17 protein-coding genes are annotated in these 20,030 nt (G+C 60.8%); 6 read left to right on the top strand and 11 right to left on the bottom strand.

Annotated elements, in window-relative coordinates; all coding sequences use genetic code 11:
* Positions 1-120: 120 nt before the first annotated feature.
* Positions 121-471, top strand: coding sequence for a type II toxin-antitoxin system Phd/YefM family antitoxin (locus BLQ09_RS15620; RefSeq protein ID WP_371914519.1), 351 nt, complete (start codon positions 121-123; stop codon positions 469-471).
* Positions 468-845 carry a type II toxin-antitoxin system VapC family toxin gene (locus tag BLQ09_RS15615; RefSeq protein WP_027607516.1) on the top strand — a complete coding sequence of 126 codons (378 nt, stop codon included), beginning with the start codon at positions 468-470 and terminating at the stop codon, positions 843-845. The genes BLQ09_RS15620 and BLQ09_RS15615 overlap by 4 nt, the downstream gene beginning before the upstream one ends.
* A gap of 21 nt (positions 846-866) precedes the next feature.
* Here the strand turns inward: BLQ09_RS15615 and BLQ09_RS15610 are convergent, their stop codons facing one another.
* The 3 genes from BLQ09_RS15610 to BLQ09_RS15600 form a co-directional block, all read right to left on the bottom strand.
* Positions 867-2,186 (bottom strand): Nramp family divalent metal transporter, encoded by a 1,320-nt coding sequence (locus BLQ09_RS15610; protein ID WP_027607517.1) that lies wholly within the window; start codon positions 2,184-2,186, stop codon positions 867-869.
* Positions 2,187-2,227: 41 nt separating this feature from the next.
* Positions 2,228-3,781: a DUF726 domain-containing protein gene (locus BLQ09_RS15605; protein WP_092357733.1), complete on the bottom strand. Its 1,554-nt coding sequence runs from the start codon at positions 3,779-3,781 to the stop codon at positions 2,228-2,230.
* Between the two features lie 93 nt (positions 3,782-3,874).
* The gene (locus tag BLQ09_RS15600; RefSeq protein WP_027607519.1) at positions 3,875-4,657 is read right to left on the bottom strand and encodes an AraC family transcriptional regulator; all 783 of its coding nucleotides are present in this window, start codon (positions 4,655-4,657) and stop codon (positions 3,875-3,877) included.
* Between the two features lie 102 nt (positions 4,658-4,759).
* Here BLQ09_RS15600 and BLQ09_RS15595 point away from each other — a divergent pair, with 102 nt between their 5' ends.
* The 3 genes from BLQ09_RS15595 (at position 4,760) to BLQ09_RS15585 (ending at position 8,179) form a co-directional block, all read left to right on the top strand.
* Complete coding sequence (locus BLQ09_RS15595; RefSeq protein ID WP_092357731.1) at positions 4,760-5,617, top strand: EamA family transporter; 858 nt, start codon at positions 4,760-4,762, stop codon at positions 5,615-5,617.
* A gap of 126 nt (positions 5,618-5,743) precedes the next feature.
* A complete protein-coding gene (locus BLQ09_RS15590) occupies positions 5,744-7,552 on the top strand; it encodes a monovalent cation:proton antiporter-2 (CPA2) family protein (RefSeq protein ID WP_092357729.1) in 1,809 nt (602 codons plus the stop codon).
* A gap of 72 nt (positions 7,553-7,624) precedes the next feature.
* Positions 7,625-8,179: a DcrB/PsbP domain-containing protein gene (locus tag BLQ09_RS15585; RefSeq protein ID WP_027607522.1), complete on the top strand. Its 555-nt coding sequence runs from the start codon at positions 7,625-7,627 to the stop codon at positions 8,177-8,179.
* A gap of 69 nt (positions 8,180-8,248) precedes the next feature.
* Here BLQ09_RS15585 and BLQ09_RS15580 read toward each other — a convergent pair whose 3' ends face one another.
* From BLQ09_RS15580 to BLQ09_RS15570, 3 genes are read right to left on the bottom strand one after another with little or no spacing between them, the layout of a single operon-like run.
* Entirely contained in the window at positions 8,249-8,968 is a 720-nt protein-coding gene (locus BLQ09_RS15580; RefSeq protein WP_027607523.1) for an alpha/beta hydrolase, read from the bottom strand.
* An 11-nt stretch (positions 8,969-8,979) separates the two neighbouring features.
* Positions 8,980-9,735 (bottom strand): precorrin-6A synthase (deacetylating), encoded by a 756-nt coding sequence (cobF, locus tag BLQ09_RS15575; protein WP_092357727.1) that lies wholly within the window; start codon positions 9,733-9,735, stop codon positions 8,980-8,982.
* 45 nt (positions 9,736-9,780) lie between these two features.
* Positions 9,781-10,335, bottom strand: a complete 555-nt coding sequence (locus BLQ09_RS15570; RefSeq protein ID WP_027607525.1) for a histidine phosphatase family protein — start codon at positions 10,333-10,335, stop codon at positions 9,781-9,783.
* A 158-nt stretch (positions 10,336-10,493) separates the two neighbouring features.
* Here BLQ09_RS15570 and BLQ09_RS15565 point away from each other — a divergent pair, with 158 nt between their 5' ends.
* Positions 10,494-15,179 carry a dermonecrotic toxin domain-containing protein gene (locus BLQ09_RS15565; protein WP_139202118.1) on the top strand — a complete coding sequence of 1,562 codons (4,686 nt, stop codon included), beginning with the start codon at positions 10,494-10,496 and terminating at the stop codon, positions 15,177-15,179.
* Positions 15,180-15,206: 27 nt separating this feature from the next.
* Here the strand turns inward: BLQ09_RS15565 and BLQ09_RS15560 are convergent, their stop codons facing one another.
* The 5 genes from BLQ09_RS15560 to BLQ09_RS15540 are packed head-to-tail and all read right to left on the bottom strand — an operon-like array spanning position 15,207 to position 20,004.
* Positions 15,207-16,187, bottom strand: coding sequence for a LysR family transcriptional regulator (locus BLQ09_RS15560; protein ID WP_027607527.1), 981 nt, complete (start codon positions 16,185-16,187; stop codon positions 15,207-15,209).
* Between the two features lie 51 nt (positions 16,188-16,238).
* Positions 16,239-17,180, bottom strand: coding sequence for a peptidylprolyl isomerase (locus BLQ09_RS15555; protein ID WP_092357723.1), 942 nt, complete (start codon positions 17,178-17,180; stop codon positions 16,239-16,241).
* On the bottom strand, positions 17,177-17,638 hold the full coding sequence (locus tag BLQ09_RS15550) for a YbjN domain-containing protein (RefSeq protein WP_043293764.1): 462 nt from the start codon (positions 17,636-17,638) through the stop codon (positions 17,177-17,179). The genes BLQ09_RS15555 and BLQ09_RS15550 overlap by 4 nt, the downstream gene beginning before the upstream one ends.
* 20 nt (positions 17,639-17,658) lie before the next feature.
* Positions 17,659-18,285, bottom strand: a complete 627-nt coding sequence (locus BLQ09_RS15545; protein ID WP_027607530.1) for a hypothetical protein — start codon at positions 18,283-18,285, stop codon at positions 17,659-17,661.
* Positions 18,286-18,303: 18 nt separating this feature from the next.
* Complete coding sequence (locus BLQ09_RS15540) at positions 18,304-20,004, bottom strand: putative porin (protein WP_092357721.1); 1,701 nt, start codon at positions 20,002-20,004, stop codon at positions 18,304-18,306.
* Between the last annotated feature and the right edge of the window lie 26 nt (positions 20,005-20,030).

Below are 20,030 nucleotides of genomic sequence, written 5' to 3'. Positions count from 1 at the left end.
GAGGAATTTTCCGAGTAGTAAAAGTAGGTTCGGTCTGATTTAACGGGCCACCCTATTTTGGACCGGGTGCATTGGGGCAGACTTTGGCGATGTCCTTTTTGGAGAGATGCCATGGTTTTCATGTACCCAAAGCCGTCACGCGCTGAACGTGAGGCGGCAACCAGCGGTCGGCTCGTCTTGGATAGCTCACCCAGTTTTGGCTATATTTGGCCAAAATACGCGGAGCACCTCATGATTACCGTACCCTTGGGCGAAGCAAAAAATAACCTGTCAAAACTGGTGGATGACGCCGCCGCCGGCAAAATTATCACCATTGCCAAGCATGGGCGTGCGATGGCACAACTTGTTCCCGTGGGGAAATCCAACGGTCAGCGAATTGGCGCGATGAAAGGAAAGCTCGTTGTCCCCGAGGACTTTGATGCGCCCCTGCCAGGCGATCTGCTGGATGCGTTTGAGGGCAGCCATCCATGAGGGTGCTGCTGGATACCCATGTTCTGCTCTGGGCACTGAGTGACGACCCGAAGCTATCCAGCAAAGCCCGACGACTGATCGAGAATGCCGCAGAGATCTACGTCAGCGCGGCAACCTTCTGGGAAATGGCGATCAAGGTCGGCCTTGGAAAACTCGATGCAGACCTGGACGAAATCCGGGGATACTGCCTTGAAAGCGGTTTCGTCGAACTGCCCATCACCTCGGAACACGCGATTGCCGTCAAGGAGCTTGAGCCTCATCACAAAGACCCTTTTGATCGGCTCATCGTAGCGACAGCCATCAGTGAACCGATGAGGCTATTGACCGCCGACACGCAGATTGCCCAGTACACATCCTTGGCAATCCTGGTATAGCCCGCACCCACGGCCTGGAACTCAGAACACCCACTGCCCGATCAACCACGCATTGGCGCCACTGATCAGCGCAAACAGAAACCATGCCAGCACCCGGGTGTGCAGGCGATTGACGAACGGCCCCATCAGCTGCTTGTCGCCGGTCATGCGGATCAACGGGTACAACGCAAACGGCAACTGCAGGCTGAGCACCACCTGGCTGAGGATCAGCAGCTTGCCAATGGCCTGGTCGCCCATCAGCCACACCCCGAGAAACGCCGGGATCAGCGCCAGCCCACGGGTGATCAGGCGGCGTTGCCAGCAGGGAATGCGCAGGTTGAGATACCCCTCCATGATCACTTGCCCGGCGATGGTGCCGGTAAAGGTCGAGCTTTGCCCGGACGCCAGCAAGGCGATGCCGAACAGGATGCTGGCAAAGGCGCCGCCCACCAACGGGTCAAGCAAGCGGTAGGCGTCCTGGATCTCCACCACCCCAGTGTGCCCGGTCTTGTAGAAGGCGGAGGCGGCGAGTATCAGGATGGCGGCGTTGACCAGCAGTGCCAGGGCCAGGGAGCCAATGGTGTCGATCCGGGCCAGCTTGACCGCGTCCTGTTTGCTGGCGAGGTCTTTGCCGATCAGGCGGGTTTGCACGACCGAGCTGTGCAGGTAGAGGTTATGGGGCATCACCGTGGCGCCGAGAATACCGATGGCCAGGTACAACGGCGCGGCATCGCTGATGGCCGACAGTGATGGGGTGAAGCCGCTGAACACATCCGGCCAATACGGTTTGATCAGCACCAGCTCAATGAAGAAACACACGCCGATGGTCGCCACCAGCGCCAGCATGATCGCTTCCAGGCGGCGGAACCCCCGGTTTTGCAGGGCCAGGACCAACAGCGTATCGAAGGCGGTGATGACAATGCCGGTGGTCAGGGAAACGCCCAGCAACAGGTGAAACGCCAGGGCGCAGCCGAGTACTTCGGCGAGGTCGGTGGCGATGATGGAGATTTCCGCCAGCACCCACTGGGTGCGTGCCGAGCGTTTGCTGTAGCGCTCACGGCACAGTTGCGCCAAGTCCTTGCCGGTAGCGATACCCAAGCGCGAGCACAGGCACTGCACCGCCATCCCCGCCAGGCTGGCGAGCAATACCACGAACAACAGGCTGTAGCCGTAGCGCGACCCGGCTTCGATGGCCGTGGCCCAGTTGCCCGGGTCCATGTAGCCGATGGAGATCAGCAGGCCGGGGCCGGCGAACATCAGGATGCGCTTGAAGAAGGACGCCTTGGGGTCAACGGCAACGGAGCCGGCCACTTCCGGCGGGCAGAATGGAGCGGTAGCGATTTTCGGCAGGCTGAATTTCACGCGGTATCCCAGGCAAACACACTCGACAGGGGCTCAGCTTATCAGTCGGAAGCAACCGTGCGCATCACCGTCTCCCGAGGCAGGTCAAACGCCTCCACGACCTGTACCACCAGGTCCATCTCCTGATTCAAGGCTTCACGCTCCATGCGCTGGCGAATCACCCCGATCACCAGCACGGCCAGGGTGGTGATCGAGTAAGCCGGGCCGGAAAACGCCCGTACACCGCTCACCAGCAGCATCGCCGCCGCCAACGCCTGGCCGACCACCGGGATCGCAGAGGCCGCACCCCGACGCAGGATAAACCCGGTCAACCCGGCCAGCGCCGTGCCGCTCAACGCCGTAGTGGCTGTTCGGCCGACATCGAAACGGCTGAACAGACCCTGCTCCTTTTGCGCGGCCGTCTTGAGTTCAGCATCGAATACCTGGCGGTCGGCGTGGCTGAGTTTGTCCTTGTACTGCTCGAGCAGTTTTTCCGCGACCCGGGCTTCGAGGTCAGCCAATGCCACCGTTTCAACGGGCTCGGCAAACTTGATTCCCAGTCGCTGCGCCACCTCTTCGGCAATCTGCCGATAGTTCACGCCATGGCCACGGGCCAGGTTCATAAAGCTGTCGCCGCCCATGCGCTGCAACTCGATGGCCAGCTTGAGCGGCTCGCGCACCGTGGCGTCGATCGATGCACTGCGCTTTTGCGCCATCAATTCGGCCAGGAACGCCAGCTCCTCCGGCCGCGCCTGCACCAGGGCCGCTAACAAGTCGGTGTCCTCTTCGGCAAAGCGTACCTCGCTGCTGCGCTGGTCGGCGCGGATCAGGCCGCGCCGCTCGTGCAACAGGTCGGTGTACTGCACCACGGTCTGCAACTGCGGCCAGTAGGCAGCGTGATCGAAGGTGGCCAGGTGCACATTGGTGACCTTGGCCTTGAGCGCCGGCGTCACCGGGATCGCATACCGGCCGATGCACCGCTCGGTGTCCGGCTTCATGGCCAGGGCCCAGTCCTTGCTGGAGTGGCAATTGATCACCCGCCCCTTGAGCGGCGCGCACACCTCATCCCAAGGGCTGGACGTACAGATCGCCCCGCCCATCAACAGCAGGTTGTCCAACGGCAGTTCCCGGGCGGTATCCGGGCTGGCCAGCAGGCTCTTGACCAGAATCCGCGCCCCCAGGGAATGCCCGATCAGGTTGATACGCCGCACAGGCAGCGCCTCGCCATGCAGGTAGCTGGCCAGCTCCGGCAGCAAGCTCCTGGCCACTTCGTCTACCCGCGCCTCGACGCTTTTGTAGTGGTCGAGAAAATAGGCAATCGCCTTGCCCACGCCGACAGTCGCGGCACCGATGCTGCCGCCCCCCAGCATCGCGGCGATCACCTCCTTGAAGGGCGCAAACAGGTTTTCCAGGAAATGCCCCGCCGGCCAGAACAGCATCAGGTTGGTCGAACCCTCGATACCCGCCAGCTGTTGCTTGAAATTGCCCAGCTGTTGCCGGTTAAAGAACGCCGAGTAACCGTGAACATAGAGATTGAGCACATCGCCCTGAGGCTCGCCGCACAATACGAACGTGGGCTTGCGGGTGCGGTGCATTTCATCCCACTGGTGCTGCATGGGCCGGTGACTCCTGGTGACGAGGGACGGCGATAATAACAAAGGGAGGCCTGCAGAACGGTGAATCCTGACCGGCGTGGCGGTCGCGAAGGCTCAGAACTGCGCCGCAGCCTTTGATTTGGCCAGGTAGCGCGCCGGCGAATCCCCCAGGTTGCGCCGGAACACGGAGGTGAATGCACTGGAACTGCTGAACCCCAATTCGAACGCGACATCGGTGATGGACGTGCCATGGCTTAGCCGTGCGGTGGCTTCCAATAGGCACACCTGTTGGCGCCAGGACACGAACGTCATCCCCGTGCCCTCGTAGAAATGGCGGGTGAAGGTGCGCCGGCTCATGTTCGACCAATCAGCCATCTCATCGAGGGTGATTTTCTGCGTGGGCGCATCCAGGAAGCGCTGACATGCTCGCGCCAGCCGCGGCTCGCGCGGCAATGGCGCGCTGAGTGGCAGCTCGGGCATGGCTGCGATTTCATCAATCAACAGCGTCAGCACGCAGTGATGCCTCACGCTGGGTAATGCCGAGGAGTCGATAGCCAGCGCCGCCTCCAGTAAATGCCTGAGCAGGGGCGACACTTCAAACACCTGGCAGCGCTCCTGCAACCGCGCCCGCTTAGCGGCATCGGCGTCCAGGTAGGTATTGAGCATCACCACATCCCCGCGCATATGCATTTCATGGGGCACACCACCCGGCACCCAGATCGCCCGTTGCGGCGGTACCACCCAGTTGCCGAGATCGGTGAACATTTTCAGCGCGCCGGTGGAGGCATAGGCGAACTGCCCACGTGAGTGCGTGTGCCGCTCAAAGACGGTGCCGCAAGGGTATTCGCGCAGCGTTACCACGGCTTCTGGGCTGGCGGAATCAAAGGTCGGAATCATGGCCCGATTCTGTCAAAAGATGGCCTTGTATAGCAAGCGGGCCAACCCGCCCCTCCCTAACATCAACGCCCTCGAAAAGCGTCATGACCAAGGGAACATTCCATGCTGAAAAAACACCTGGCGTTAGCCGTGCTCGTCACCCTGGTATGGGGGGTGAATTTCCCCATCACCAAACTCGGCCTGCGCTCGGTCGACCCTTTTGTCCTCACGGGCATCCGCTTTTCCCTCGCCGCCCTGCCGCTGGTGTTCTTCATCAAGCGCCCCGCCGTCAAATTCAGCTACGTGGCCGCCTACGGCGTCATCTTCGGGCTGGGCATGTGGGGCGTGATCAACTATGGCATCGAGAGGGGTGTGAGCCCCGGCATCGCGTCATTGATCATTCAACTCAGCGTATTTTTCACCATGGGCTGGGGTTGCGTGTTGTTCAGGGAAACACTCCGCGGGACGCAAATGGCGGGTGCATTTATGGCCCTGATCGGCCTGGCAGCTATCATCTCCACCCGAGAAGGCAGCCACGCAGTGCTGGGCGTGATGTTGATCGTACTCAGTGCGCTGGCCTGGAGCGTGGGTAACGTCATCGTCAAGAAGTCGGGGGTCACTGAGGTCTTCTCGTTCATGGTGTGGGCCAGCCTGTTTCCGCCGATCCCGTTATTTCTCATGGCGTGGCTGATGCATGGCAGCGCGCCGTTCGAAGGCTTGCAATCCAGCCTCGACATCATTGCGATCCTGTCCATTCTGTTTCAGGTGTACCTGGCGACGCACTTTGCCTACTGGGGCTGGAACTCGCTGCTCAAGCTGTACCCGGTGTCCATGGTGGCGCCACTGTCGTTGTTGATTCCGGTGTTCGGGCTCAGCAGTTCGATGCTGCTGATTGGCGAGCGCGTTCCCGCGCCAGACCTGATCTCGATTGCGATCATCATCGTCGGCCTGGCCGTGGGTTTGTACCGCAAGCCGGCGTGAACCGCCCGCCGCCAGACACACACTGGCGTGTTGTCCCCTCAAACGCAGCAAAAACACAATTTTCGAAAGGTAAAAAGCGCTCTAATACCCTCCTGTCGATTGGTTTTAAAGATCCTGGAGTTCGCAATGCCCCATGAAGGCAATCTGTTACAAGCAGCCGTGGTGTTCCTGCTCGCCGCCGTGCTGACCGTGCCCCTGGCCAAGCGCCTGCAATTGGGCGCGGTGCTGGGCTATCTGTTTGCCGGTGTGATCATCGGCCCGTCGGTATTGGGCCTGATCGGTAACCCGCAAAGCGTCGCGCAGTTCTCCGAACTGGGCGTGGTGTTGCTGCTGTTTATCATCGGCCTGGAGCTGTCGCCCAAGCGTTTATGGGTGATGCGCAAGGCGGTATTTGGCGTCGGCCTGGCCCAGGTGCTGCTCACCGGCCTGGTCATGGGCGCGGTGGCGTTGTGGCTGTTTGGCCAGTCGTGGAACAGCGCAATCGTGCTCGGCCTTGGCCTGGCGCTGTCGTCCACCGCGTTCGGCCTGCAAAGCCTGGCCGAGCGGAAGGAGCTGAACCAGCCCCACGGGCGCCTGGCGTTTGCGATCCTGCTGTTCCAGGACATCGCTGCGATCCCGTTGATTGCCATGGTGCCGCTGCTGGCCGGCAGCGATCATCCGGCCACCGAAGCCCAGGGCCTGCAACACGTCCTGCAGATCCTCGGCAGTATTGCCGTGGTGATCATCGGCGGGCGCTACCTGCTGCGACCGGTGTTTCGCATCGTCGCCAAGACCGGCCTGCGCGAAGTGTCCACCGCCACCGCCCTGCTGGTGGTGATCGGTACCGCCTGGCTGATGGAACTGGTGGGCGTGTCCATGGCCCTCGGCGCCTTCCTCGCCGGCCTGCTGCTGGCGGACTCGGAGTACCGCCACGAACTGGAATCCCAGATCGAGCCGTTCAAGGGCCTGCTGCTGGGGCTGTTCTTTATCAGCGTGGGCATGGGCGCCAACCTCAGCCTGCTGCTCAGCTCGCCGCTGGTGGTGATCGGCCTGACCCTGCTGTTGATCGGTTTGAAGCTGCCGCTGCTGTACGCCGTGGGCCGCATGGTAGGTGATCTCAACCGCGAAAGCGCCCTGCGCCTGGGTGTGGTGCTGGCGGCGGGCGGTGAGTTCGCCTTTGTGGTGTTCAAGATCGGCCGCGACCAGGGCCTGTTCGAACCGCACCTCTACGACGTGCTGGTGCTGACCATCACCCTGTCCATGGCCGTCACCCCGCTGTTGCTGCTGGTCTGCCCCAAGCTGTTCAAGCCCAAGGTCAAGCCGGTGGAAGTACCGGAGGAATACCGCACCATCGAAAGCGATGCGCCGCGCGTGGTGATCGCCGGCATGGGCCGTATGGGCCAGATCGTCGCGCGGATCCTGCGCGCGCAGAACATCTCCTTCATCGCCCTCGACACCTCGGTGGAAACCATCGAACTGACCCGCAGTTTCGGCGGCATGCCGGTGTTCTACGGTGATCCGCAACGTCCGGAGATCCTGCACGCCGCCAAGGTCGACCAGGCCGAGTTCTTCGTGATCGCCATGGACGACCCGGAGATCAACATCAAGACCGCCGAACTGGTGCGCAACCTCTACCCGCACATGCAGATCATCGCCCGTGCGCGTAACCGCCAGCACGTGCACCGCCTGGTGGACCTCGACGCCTCGCCGGTTCGCGAGACCTTCTACTCCAGCCTGGAAATGAGCCGCCGTACCCTGGTGGGCCTCGGGTTGACCCAGGCCCAGGCCGATGCCCGCATCACCCGCTTCAAGAACCACGACCTGCAAGTGCTCGCCGCCCAGCACGCGGTGTACGACGATGCGGCCAAGGTGATGCAGACCGCCCAGGAAGCCCGGGCGGAACTGGCGCGACTGTTTGAAATGGATCGGCTTGAGGAAGAGTCCGACAAGGTGTGAGGCTAAGGGCGAACGATATTGCGAATTTTCTGACAGAATGTGCCGCAATCTCGTTCACCCCTGGAGCGCTTCATGGCCACGTTCACCAAGACCGCTATCCTGCTGGCCCTCGCGCTGACCGCCGGCAGCGTCTTCGCCGCCGCCAAGCCGGCCACGCAAACCATCTCCACCCTGGGCGGTAAGTTCAACTTCAACCTGCCCAAGGGATATGCCGCCGACACCCTCCCGGCCGGCAAGGCCGAGGACGGCAGCGCCAATACCCAAGGCACGATGTACGCCAACCAGAGCACGAAAAGCGTGGTGATCGTCGCCGAAACCGTGCGTAACGACGGGGTGAGCATCAAGGACAACGACCCGCAGTTCCTCGATGGTGCCGTGGCCGGTTTCGTCAAGGACCAGAGTGCTGCCCTGCCCGACTTCAAGAAGCTAAGCGAGAAGAAACTGACCTTCAAGGGCCTCGGCCTGCGCCAGGTGGACAGCACCGCCACCCAGGGCGGCGGCAAGACCTTGAACTCCACGTTCCTCGGCGGCTCCGGCAACCACTTGCTGGTAATCCAGGCGATCTCGCGGGCCGATGATGCGAAGGGGCATGCAGAGCTGGTGAAGCAGATTACCGGCGGCAAATAACAAAGAGTCCTGACAACACCCATCAAAGGTGGGAGGGAGCTTGCCCCCTCCCACCTTTGTTCAGCGCGCTCACTTCAAACTCGTTTCCAGCCAGGCCTTTAGATCCTGCACCTCCGCCTCACTGACCGTGTGGTTCATCCCCGGATAGCCATGAAACTCCGGCTTCAACCCAAGCCCCACCAACACCTCATTCGCCCGCGTCGCCGAGGCATAGGGCAGTGCCTGGTCCAGGGTGCCATGGCCAATAAAGATCGCCAGGTTGTTCAAGCGTTGATCCGGCTTGAGCTCAGCCTTGAGCACCGGCAGCACGCTGCCACTCAGCGCCGCAATGCCACGCACCAGCTGCGGGTCACGTAAAGCCACCTCATACGCCATGATCGCGCCCTGGCTGAACCCCACCAGGAATACGCGGTCAGGCTGGGTGTGATACTTCGCGGTGGCTTGGCCGACAAAATCCTTGATCAGTTGGGCGCTGCTGTGCAAATCGGCGGTCACACCATCGTAATCGCCGTCACCTGGGGTCTTGGTAAACCAGCGAAAGCCATTCGGTTGCACCGGCGTCGGCGCACGGGCCGAGAGGTAGGTCCAGGTGGACGGCAGTGCGTCCTTGATGCCGAACAGGTCTTCCTCATTGCTGCCGAACCCGTGCAGGAAAATCACCAGCGGCTCGTTGCGCGCATCGCCCTGGGTCTGTTCCAGGTACGCCAGCGGCAAATCGGTGTGCAACTCGGAATCGGCGTGGGCAACGCCGGCCATCAGGGTCAGCGCCAAGGCAAACAGTTTGAGCATGGGAAATGACCTCAGGGTTTGCGCAATAAATAGGTGTCCATGATCCAGCCATTCTCAAGGCGCGCCGCCTTGCGCACCCGTTCGATCTGTTCCGCCACGTCACTGACCTTGCCGCTGATCAATATCTCATCCGGCGTGCCCAGGTAGGCGCCCCAGTAAATCTCCAGGTCCTGATCAGCCACCGTGCGGTAGGAATCTTCTGCGTCGAGCATGACCACCAGGGTATCGGCCTCGCTGGCCTGCCCCGCCGCCAGGCGACGCCCCGTGGTGATCTCGATGGACTTGCCGATACGGTTCAAGGGCACCTTATGCTGGGCCGCCAGGGCCTGCACACTGGTGATGCCGGGAATCACCTCGAATTCAAAGGCGCAGCGGCCACTGGCCAGGATCGCCTGCAGGATCCGGATGGTGCTGTCGTACAGTGCCGGGTCGCCCCAGGCCAGGAAGGCGCCCACTTCACCGTCGGCCATTTCTTCGTTGATCATGCGCTCGAAGGTGGCCTGCTTGTCGCGGTTGAGGTCCTGCACGGCGGTGGTGTAGTCGACGTCGCCGCGTACGCGCTCGGGGCAGTCGGCCTCGACAAAGCGGTAGCCGGGTTCGGTGATATAGGTCTCGCAGATCTCACGGCGCAGGTCGATCAGCTTGTCCTTGCTCTGGCCCTTGTCCATCAGGAAAAACACGTCGGTGCGGTTCAGCGCCTTCACGGCCTGCATCGTGATGTAGTCAGGGTTGCCGGCGCCAATGCCGATGATCTGGATGCGTTTCATGGGGTGCTCTCATTGCGGGGCGTGGATTTTGCCATGTTCACGCCCTCAGGCGTGAGTTTCCAGGCGCAGGCGCCACACCGTGTTGAAGCGCAGCTCGGTGGCGGACAGCGGCTCGACGTCGATCCGGTAGAACATCGACACCGGGCACTGCATGACATGCAGTAACGCGGCGCGGACGACAAAGGGATGGGTGATGGCCACGATGTGCCCGGGCTGGGCCTCCAGGGTTTGCATCCACTGCGCCACCCGCCTGCACACCTGATCGACCGACTCGCCGCCATGGGGCGCGCTGGCGCTGTCAGCGAGCCAGGCCTGCAACTCATCGCCGTGCAGGCGACCAATGTCCACACCTTTCCATCGTCCGAAATCGCCATCGCGCAGGGCATCCTCAATCACCGCGTCACTGCCGAATAGTCCTGCAGTCTGCCTGGCGCGTGCCTCGGGCGCACACACCAGGCGCGGGGTTTTCTTATAGCGCCCGGCCAGGGACAGCGCGGCGGCTTGCCAATCCATCGCCACGGACTCGTTATCGGGAAAACGCCCGTACTGTTGAGCAGGCGTGGCGGCGTGGCAAATGAGGGTCAAGCGGGTGGCCTGCATCACTGCTCGCTCTGCATCGGGATAGGGCTCCGTATACACCAGAAACACATGGGCGGAACTGCCGAGTTTAGACATGCCACTCCCTACAAGCCACAGGTCGCAGGCAACAAAACGCGATTACGGTGTCGTCTTTTCCCTGACCATTACGAGAAAATCCTATGACCATCATGTCCCAGCCGGTAACCGTACAACCACAGCCAGCCACAACCCGATCATCGGCGAGCGCTCAGGACGGCGAACCGTCAGTACAGGGCAGGACCAAACGGTCACTGATTCAAACCGTCACACAGTGGCCTGTGAATCCACCGCCCAGCCCCAGGGATCCCCATTTTCAACACACCCTGGAACAAAGCAAGCAACTGCTGCACAAGAGCGATAAGGAAATGGCGAGCCAGTATTGCGCCGCATTGATGCTGCTGGAAAGTCGCAAAGGTTCTGTTCCGAAAACCGCCGACCAGCCACCCACGGTCACTGACATTCCACCGTTTTCCACCTTCGGCCAGGCTTGGGCACTCTTCACACTGGCGCTCAAACAAGAGCCGTTCGCAAGCTATGCCAAGAACCACAACATCGATATTTCCAGCCTCAGGTGGTTCCCCCATGCGGACTCTATGGAATGCACTATCAATGGCAAAGTTCAACTTTTCTCGCGCAATACGCCTGGCTGGAGAGAAGCCAGCGCCGCTGTCGCAGCCGCGGCAAAAGAGGTGGCTGCCGGTCGAGTTGAATCGTTCCCGTACACCGGCGAACACAGTGCCCCCATTGACGTAGTGGGTAACTTCTATGGCGAAGAGCCCGTGAACCGTCAGTTCGACCTGCTCAGTTCAATCCGCAGCCTCCAGGGCGGCACCTTCAAATCCCTGATGCCCCACAACGGTCCGCTGGCGCCGCAATTCATGCGCGTCAGGAAGGCACAAGGCGAAGTCGAGAACGCCATCGCCACGGCGACCTACAACGAAACCCGGGGTGTAGCAGATGCCAACCGCACGCCGACAATCTCGCAACGTGTCGAGGAGGCCGACCGGGAACTTGCCCGTGATGTCAGCAGATGGGTGGGAGTCAAAGCCACAGGCGGCCAGAACGAAGCGACTGAATTGACGGTCTCCGACCTTCCTAAGGATTCATCCTATATGCAGGCAGTGCAAGCCTATAAAGAGGCTCTCTCCAGCGATACTTTCAAGAAGTTCATGCAAACACACTGCGTAGATCCAAGAACTGTAGAAATCGATAATAAAGGGACTCTGTTTTGCAAGATAAGGAGCTCGGACGGCAGCTTCAAATGGATCCATTTCCCGGTTAAAAATCGACATTGGAAACCCATTCAAGATGACATTTTGAAAGCGGCGCGCGAGATAAGGGGTAGCAGTTCGCAGAGATTGCAGAACTATAACTACGTTAGGGAAAATCTCCCCATGGCGGGCATTCTGGATTTTTACGGAGTCCGCGAGCATTACGGCTCACCGCAGTGGCTCGAACAAAGCGCAGCACTCATTCGCGATGGGTTCCCTGCCCTGGACAAAGACAATCCTCCAAACGACCCACTCTCCCTTGCTGTGCGCGAACACCAACAGGCAGCCAAACAGCGCCTGGCGCATACGGAAGGACTCCCCCCGCCAAGCTTCCCCGTTCCCACAACGCCGTTCAGACGCAACCAGATCGACGCGGCCATACCTACGCCGGCCATGCCATCCGCCCAGCCTGTAACGCCAGCGGATATCATCGGACAGCGTCTGTTTGGGGGCGAACCGAACCGTCAAACAGTGGTAGCCGGATTGCTAAAGGATGCCATCAGCACGGCATCTCCCTCTCTGAACGTCGATGTCCAGCAGTTGGCCTTCGCCGCCCCGGACCCGCAGAATCCGGGCCAGTTCCTGGAAACACCCCTTATGGAACTCGCCCTTAACCATATTGCCGGTGCCGATGCACCGGTGTTCAGCCATGACGGCAAGTTTGTCGACACGCGTGCGAACGCGCAGGCACTTACGGGCAATCCGCCGGGCACCGCGCTGAACATCGATAGATCGGCGCTGCAAACGGCTATCAGTCAGTTGCCAGGCAAGCTGGACGAAGCCATGCAAGCAGCCAGGCTCGATTATTGGGGCAAGCCACCTTTCAATGAACCCGCCCCTGGTGTCGGTGCCGACGCGTCCATTTTCGGCGGAGATCGCCGATTGATGCTCGGTGAACTGATGCGCAGCAACCTGCTCCTGGCCAGTATGAAACACCCTGGGTTGAATGACATGCAACGGGAAACCCTCGACCTGGTGGCCAGGTACCCCCACGGCTCGACACGCCCCAAATTGGCGGATAGCTCCGTAACCGTGTTCGCTTTCTCCAGCACCGACAATGCCCGCCCCGATACCCCGCAATCCCTGACCCCCAACCTGGTCATAGAACGTATGTACCCGGGGCGTACGCTCGTGCTGGTGTGCGAGCCGAGCGGCAAGGTGACCCCCTACAACTCGTTGAATGCAGCCAAACAGGCGTGGGAAGGGAACCTGAAAATACAACAACCGAACGCAACGTTCAGCACTGAAGTGACCAAAGTGGATGCCGATGCGTTCTATATCCAGGCAAGCAATCTTATCAACAGAAACAACGCGGATGCAGTCACCACCTACCCTGCACTGCTCTCCTCCCAGCCCTCTGACGCAGCCGCGGAAAAGGTGTCCGACTGGATAAAAAACACCACCGATGTCAACCGTTTCATGCTGTATGAGCTCACCACGGAATTGGCGGGCTACATGCATCGCAACAAAGAACAAACCTATAACAGCGGGATCCCTGACCTCCACACGTATATACAGGACCAAGTAAAAGCCCTCTCACCGCCCCCCTTCACCTGTGATATCGATGATGTGGAAGTGCACTACTCCACGAATCTTGCCTACCTTACAACCCCGTTAGTGCGCCAAAAGTCCGGTAAAATGTCCCTCACCGAAGCGTTCATGCAGAACCTTGCACAGTTCATGTTCACCGAAGTAGAAGTACGAAACAAAACAACGGGAGCGCTTATACCCGCCCTAAGCAATAGAGATGCTTTCGACACGCTTATTGCGGGCATCGATGTCGGCAAGAACTATCCTGAGTTACTTAAAAAGGAATTGCTTGACGACCCAACTAAAAAGACAGAGCGCCAACAACGTTATGGGCAGCAAGTGCCCATTGAATTAAAAATCAAAGCCCTGGAACTGACCGCCAAAGGCGAGTCCGGCTTCGATAACGCAATGGGGTTTCGCTATCTCCAGGCAATTCTTGATCCCACGCCAGGCAATAAAACGGTTGACGGCAAAGAGATCACAATGCGTCCATTGGCGTTCGTACGTCAGCCCGGCAGCAGCCCTGACGTTGTTGAGAATATGTTCCTGATCGAACCCAAGGACAGCACCCAAGGCCCTCATATTCTCTATCGCCCACTGATGAACGATGCACCTTTGCTGCAGTTTCCTTCGCGGCAGGCATTGATGGAAGCCATCCAGAAGCCCGGAAAGTTGCAAACCGATATTATTGCCTGGCTACCGGATGAGTCCAGCCGCACGGTTTATCGCCATGGAGGGTTCAGCGAACCTCACCTGCCAGCTAACCGAGTTTTTTTTAGTGACTTCAATGCATTGCGAAAGCCGGATGCGCCGACGATCGCCACCGCCGGAACTGCGATGGATGACCTGCAAACAAAACTGCAATCCGGTCAATTGATGAACTATCTGTACGAGGCCAATGCCAAGGCCATGATCTCGTTGCAAGAACAGCACACGGTTTCGGATTCGGAAAGTCGGTGGGCGACACTGAAAGAAGGTGGATTTATGGTCCTCTCCGCAGTATTGCCCGTTCTTCGCGGACCCGCTGCCGTCCTCGGCATGGCAATGCAGCTTTACGGCGTCCTTGGCGATCTCGAAACTCTGACTAATGAAGAAGAAGGTAAAAAGGGCGATAAACTAACCGCCGCAGCCGATCTGTTGGTCAACTTCGCAATGTTGCTGTTTCTTCATCGTGCTGCAGGATCAAGATCTGCTGCACGTTCAAACTCAAGCAGTGCCGTCGGCATGCTGCCCGAAAATAGTGGGCGACCGCCACTAACTGACAATGCCTTCGTGTCAGGAGGCCGCATCGAACCACCAACAACGGTCGTTGAAAACAATCGTGTGCCCACCACCGAAGTAACAACCTCGACTGCAACAGATGGAACGCAATATCGCCCCGTCATTGAAGCCTTCGAAAAAGACGGATTACTGATCAGAACCCTTCAGCTCAGAAACGCGCATCTGGAGTTTCATAACACCGGTGAGACCCTTGACAACATTCGCGCACAGGGCGATGCCAACAGAGGACATGGAGGGCTGCGCAAATGGAGCCTGGCTCAAGCAGACTTGCTGCCCAACTACTACAAAATGGGTGACAACGCTGGAGCCCTGCCGCGAAACATGGCCATCTTGGCGTTTCCGGAAAAACTCCAGAACAACATCACCGCCATACATGAAAAAGATGCCTTCTCTGGGAACATCCAGGCCGACACGCGTTACATGGGGCAGGAGAACGCCCGCAAAGGCATGCAAGACTTATTGACGGAACTGAAAACCCAACAAGGCGAGCATCCCGACAACCCACTTGAAAACAGCGAAATCCAGACAGTGGGCGTGCCACCCGACGCACTGGCCGGCCTGGTTTTCTATGGTTCAAACGGTCAGACCTGGGAGGCCGCCAAGCCACAGTTTCAGAGAGCCATTAACCGAGCCGGCCCCGAGTTCGATGGGAAGTCATATCCTGTCTTTACCTACAAGGTCGAGGAAGGTAAAACCAGACTGGTATACCTCGAAACACTCAAGGTTGATACCAAGGCAAGCTAACGACACCGTTAGCCTCGCATTGCTGCGCTAGTCAAACCACTCCCGCCGCCCCTCAAAGGTGCTGATGATCAACTCGACGATCATCTGCACCGCCTCGGGGTGGCGCACCTGCGCATTCACCGCCAGCCACACCTGGCGCTGCATGCTGTCCTCGGCCAACAACCCCGGCAACGCCACCAGCCCCCGGTCGAAGCTGCTCATGTAGTGCGGCAGCAAACCGATGCAGGCGCCGCAGCGGATCATCTCCAGCATCAGCGAATAGGCATGCACCTGCACCACCGCCGCCAGGCGCTGTTGCACCACCTGGTTCCACGGCTGCAGGGCCTCGACCTGGGCGTCCGGCTGCCATTGCACCAGCATGTAGTCAGCCAGGTCTTCCACGCTGTCCGGGCGCGTGGTCAGGCGTGAATAGCGCTTGGCGATATGCGGCAGGTACCGCAATCGCGCCAGCGCCCGCGGCGGTTCGGTGACGAAGCTCGGGCCGGGCACCGGACCGTCGGTGTCCGCCAGCCACAGCACCACATCCACGTCCACCGCTTGCAGGGACAGGTGGCTGTCGAGGGAGATGATCTCCAGGCGCACGCTGGCATTGCGGCGCAGCAAGGCGATCAGGTCGCGGCCGAGGATGTCGTGCAGGATCGGCTCGGCCACCGCCAGGCGAATCAGCGGCTGTTCCAGTACCGGCAGGCGCCGTTCATGGGCCAGGGCGATCAGTTGGGCCTGCAACTGCTGGCCGTCGCGGCTGAGCACCAGGCCGTTGCCCTGGTAGCTGAACAGCGCATGGCGCAGGTGTTCTTCCAGCTGGGCCAGGCGCTTGCGCAACAGGGTTGCCTTGATATTCAGGCTGCGCGCGGCCTGCATGAAACAGCCGCAGCGCGCACTCACCAGAAAGTAGCGGGCCACCTCCGGGTCGATCTCGCTGGCCAGGGCCAGCCAGGCACTGCGTGGCTCGGTAGGTGCACGGTAAGCAGTGGGCCCCTGTGGGGCAGACGGTTCGAGAAATGCCATGGGAGACTCCCTGTCTGGTTGGTCTGTGCATCCAATGCGGGTTGAGGCGTGTTACTCCAGCACTTTGTTCAACTCGGCGCCGTCGATACTCAAGGTCGCGGTGTTGAGCATGCCTTCCAGGTAGGCCTTGGCGATCTGTTCCTGGCGCTGGGCGCGCAGGGCCTGGGTCAGGCGTTCACGCAGCTCGTCCAGGGTGGCGGTGCGCGCCGGCTGCTGGCCGATGAGCTTGAGCACATGAAACCCGGCCGGGCTCTGCACCACGTCCGAGACCGCACCGACCTTGAGCCGCGCCACCGCGCCGCGCACCTCCGGCACCAGTTGCTGCAACGGCTGCATCCCCGAATCGCCACCGCGCGCGGCGCTGTCGGTGTCCTGGGAAAACTGCGTGGCCAGGGCGGCAAAATCAGCCGGCGCGGCCTGGGCCTTACGGCTCAGTTCCTGGGCCTGGCGCCGTACGGCGTCGAGGTTTTGCGGGTCATTCACCGCGAGGAAAATCTGGCTCACCTGGTACAACGGCGGCGTCACCCATTGCGCCTTGCCGCTGTCGTAGGCCTGTTGCAACTCGGCGGCGCTGGGGTAATCGGCCGGTACCTGGCTGACCGAGAGCATGTAGTCGCGAAACACGATCTGCTCGGCGGCGGCGCGGGTCTGCTGCTCCACCTCCGGGCGCTGGCGCCAGCCCTGGGCATCGGCCTGTTCAAGCACGGCTTTTTGCGCCAGCCTCGAGCGAATCCAGGTTTCCAGGGCGCCACGGTTGCCGCGCAATTGCTCGCGGGATTCGGCCGGCAGGCTGGCCAGCACGCTTTTCAGCTCCGCCAGGTCGATCTGCTGGTTGCCCAGGCGCGCCACCGCTGGCCCGCTCGGCGCGGGAGTGATCACCGGCGCCGATTGCTGCGCCGCCACCGGGTCGCTGCCCGGTCGCAGGCTCAACGCCACGGCCACCACCAGCACAGCCAGCGCCCCCGCGCCGAGCATCAGGGTTGGCTTTTTCACAGCACCGCCACCTCTTCACCCACCGCGGCAGCCTGCAACTGCGCGGCCTGCTGGCTGTACTCACGCAGGTAGACGATAAACTCCTGCAACAGGCGATCCCACAATTCCAACTGGCTGCGCAGGTGCGTGACGCCAACCCCGGCCACCACCACGTCCATTTCCATCAACAGGAACTCGCCCTGCACCGACAACCGCGCAAAGCGCCGCGAGGCGTTCCATACCGGGGCCAGGCCTTCGGGCAACTCGCCCTGTACCCGCAGCGCGCAGCTGTAGGTGAAGTCAACATAGCTGCCCTGCTCCGCCGCCGGGTTGCCGAAGCGCACGGCAAAGCCGATGCCCTGGCTGGCGCTGAGCAACTGCACGATGCCGTTCTGTTCGCTCTGGTTAACCCGGTAGCCGGCGTCCTGCAACAGGTCGGTGAGGCTCTGGACGGTGACGCTGGTGATCAATTCGCTCATGGTGATCTCTTCCTTGTCTATCAGTGATTGGCGGCTGCCTGGGGCGCATCAAAACGGCTCTTGTACAGATCGTCGCCAAAACCCTGGGCCAGTTCCTCGAACTTGACCCGTGCGCTGCTGGCGAACGGCTGGCGAATGCTCATCACCTCGGCCACATCGATTTTTTCGTAGGCCGCGAGCAGTTGCTGGGCCACGCCGTACATCTGTTGATTCTTGACTGAACATTGCTGCACTTGTGTGTCACGTTCGCTTAAGGCCGCCTGCAGGCGCGCGCGCTCGGCTTCCTTGCCCTTGGCCAGCACCAGCAGTTCGTCATAGGCCTTCTTGAACTTGCCGATCTGCTCGTTGCTCGCCGCCACCTGGGCCTGCGCCTGGCTGTGCAGGCTCTGTTGCTGGCCGGCCAGTTGCTCGGCGGTGCCACGGGCCTTTTCCAGCTCAGCGGTCAATTGCTTGATTTGCGCCTGGGCCTGTTTGGCCTGGTTTTCGGCGGCCAGCCGTGCGGCACTGGCCTGGGCCTGTTCGCTTTGCAGCGCCTGCAATTGCTGGGTGGTGCTGCGCAGTTGCGTACGCAGGCGCTCCTCCATGCCTTCGGCCGACGCGCCGGTGCTCACCAGCAGCAGTAACAGCGCGCAGATTCGTGTGTTCATGTGGCATCTCCCTGCGCATCAAAAGCGCGTGTTGAGTTCCAGTTGCATCACATCGACTTCGAACGGCTGGCCATACACTTCGGAGGCGCTCAACCAACGCGCACTGGCGTAGATGTTCTTGTCGATACCGTAGTTGCCGCCAATGAAATAGCCCTTGGCGTTGGTGCCGCCCAGGTGGAACGACGAGTCGTTGAAGCCGTCGGGCAAGGCGTCGGGCTGGATGTACTTGTAGCCGGCCAACAGGTTCCAGTCGCCGCGCTTGCGCATCTCCAGGGCGCTGCCGAGGGTGAACGAGACCATCAGCGCATTACCGCCACTTTCAAACTGGCCGTTGCTGTTGATGTTGTTGACGATCTCGCCTTCGCTGCGCTTGAGCATCTCGCCCTTGTCGTAGGCCAGGTTGTGAATGAAGTTGGCCTGGCTGCGCAGCTTGAAGTCGCTGGGCAGTTCGCTGTCCCAGACCAGGTTGAGGTCCAGCACATCGAACTTGGACGCCAGGCCTACGTACTGCGGGTCGGGTGTGCGCGCAGGATCCGCCGGGTTGGTGGTGTTGTTGCGCAGGTTGAACACCGTGTTGCCTTTCTGCATGAAGGCCACGCGCGTGCCGTCGGTGTCGCAACCTGCCGCGCCCTGCCAGGTGGAGCAAGGGCTGGAGCGCTCGCCTTCGATGTCCTGGAACTGGTAATAAGCCGCGGCGAGTTTGAGGCGGTTGCTGCGGTTGATCTTCCAATCCGCGCCGATCTGCCCGCCAAACAGCCATTTGGTGTCGCTGTCTTCCTTGTCGATACCATTGGTGCTGGCGGTGTCGGAGGTGTACTCCACCGGGAAGGCGCCAAGGGTACCGAACAGGCCCCACTCGCTGTTGAGGCTATGGTTGAAGATCGCCGCCACGCCGTCGAAGTTGAGGTCGTTGGAATACATCATGTCGGTGGAATAGAACGGGTTGCCGATGCGCCCGGCGGTCAACGTCATGTAGTCGGTGGTTTTCCAGCTCAGATAACCCTGGTCGAGCCAGATGTCCTTTTTGCCAAAGCCGCCGCCCAGGGTCTGGGTGGTGGACACCGGGTTATTGTCGGAGCCGGTGGCGATGCGAATGCCGGCGGTCCATTCCGGCGAGATCACCGCTTTCATGCCCAGGCGTGCACGCAGGCGGAACAGGTTCTCGCGGTCCTCGCGGGTGTTGAGCAGCGGCGGGAACTTGGTGTTGGAGTTCTTGTTGACGTCGTACGGGCCGGTGTCATTGAGCTTGGCAAAATCGGTGATGTTGTTGCTGTTATTGCCCGAGAAGTAGCGCGACTCGTCGCGCAGACGAATATCGCCATCAAAGCTGATGCGCGAGATCCAGTCGGGGAACGTATTGGGCTGCGCCCAGTTTTCCCGCTTGGCGGTGGACATGACTTCGGCTTTGACCTGGTCGCGGATCTGGTCGCGCACCGCCTGCGGCACGTACTGCACGCGCACATCCCCAGGCGCGGTCGCCGGGCCGCTGGCAACCACCGGCGCGGCGTTGGCCTGGCGGGCCTGCTGGGCTTCCTTTTCGGCCTGGGCGATCAGCCCATTGGCGGTGTCCTGGGTCAGCACGCCTTGCTGCACCAGCAGGCGGATCAGGTTGATGGTGACGTTTTCCGAAGGCGCAACCGGGGCGGCCGCCGCCTGCCCGACCAGGGTCGCGATGACCATGCCAACCGCCAGGGTCAGTCGATTCACGGGGGAAATCATGTGTACGCAACTCCTGTAAAAAACCG

Origin of the sequence: Pseudomonas sp. NFACC25, from assembly GCF_900100935.1 — a bacterium.
GTDB classification, from domain to species: domain Bacteria; phylum Pseudomonadota; class Gammaproteobacteria; order Pseudomonadales; family Pseudomonadaceae; genus Aquipseudomonas; species Aquipseudomonas marginalis.
This window is presented reverse-complemented; position numbering and strand designations above follow the sequence as displayed.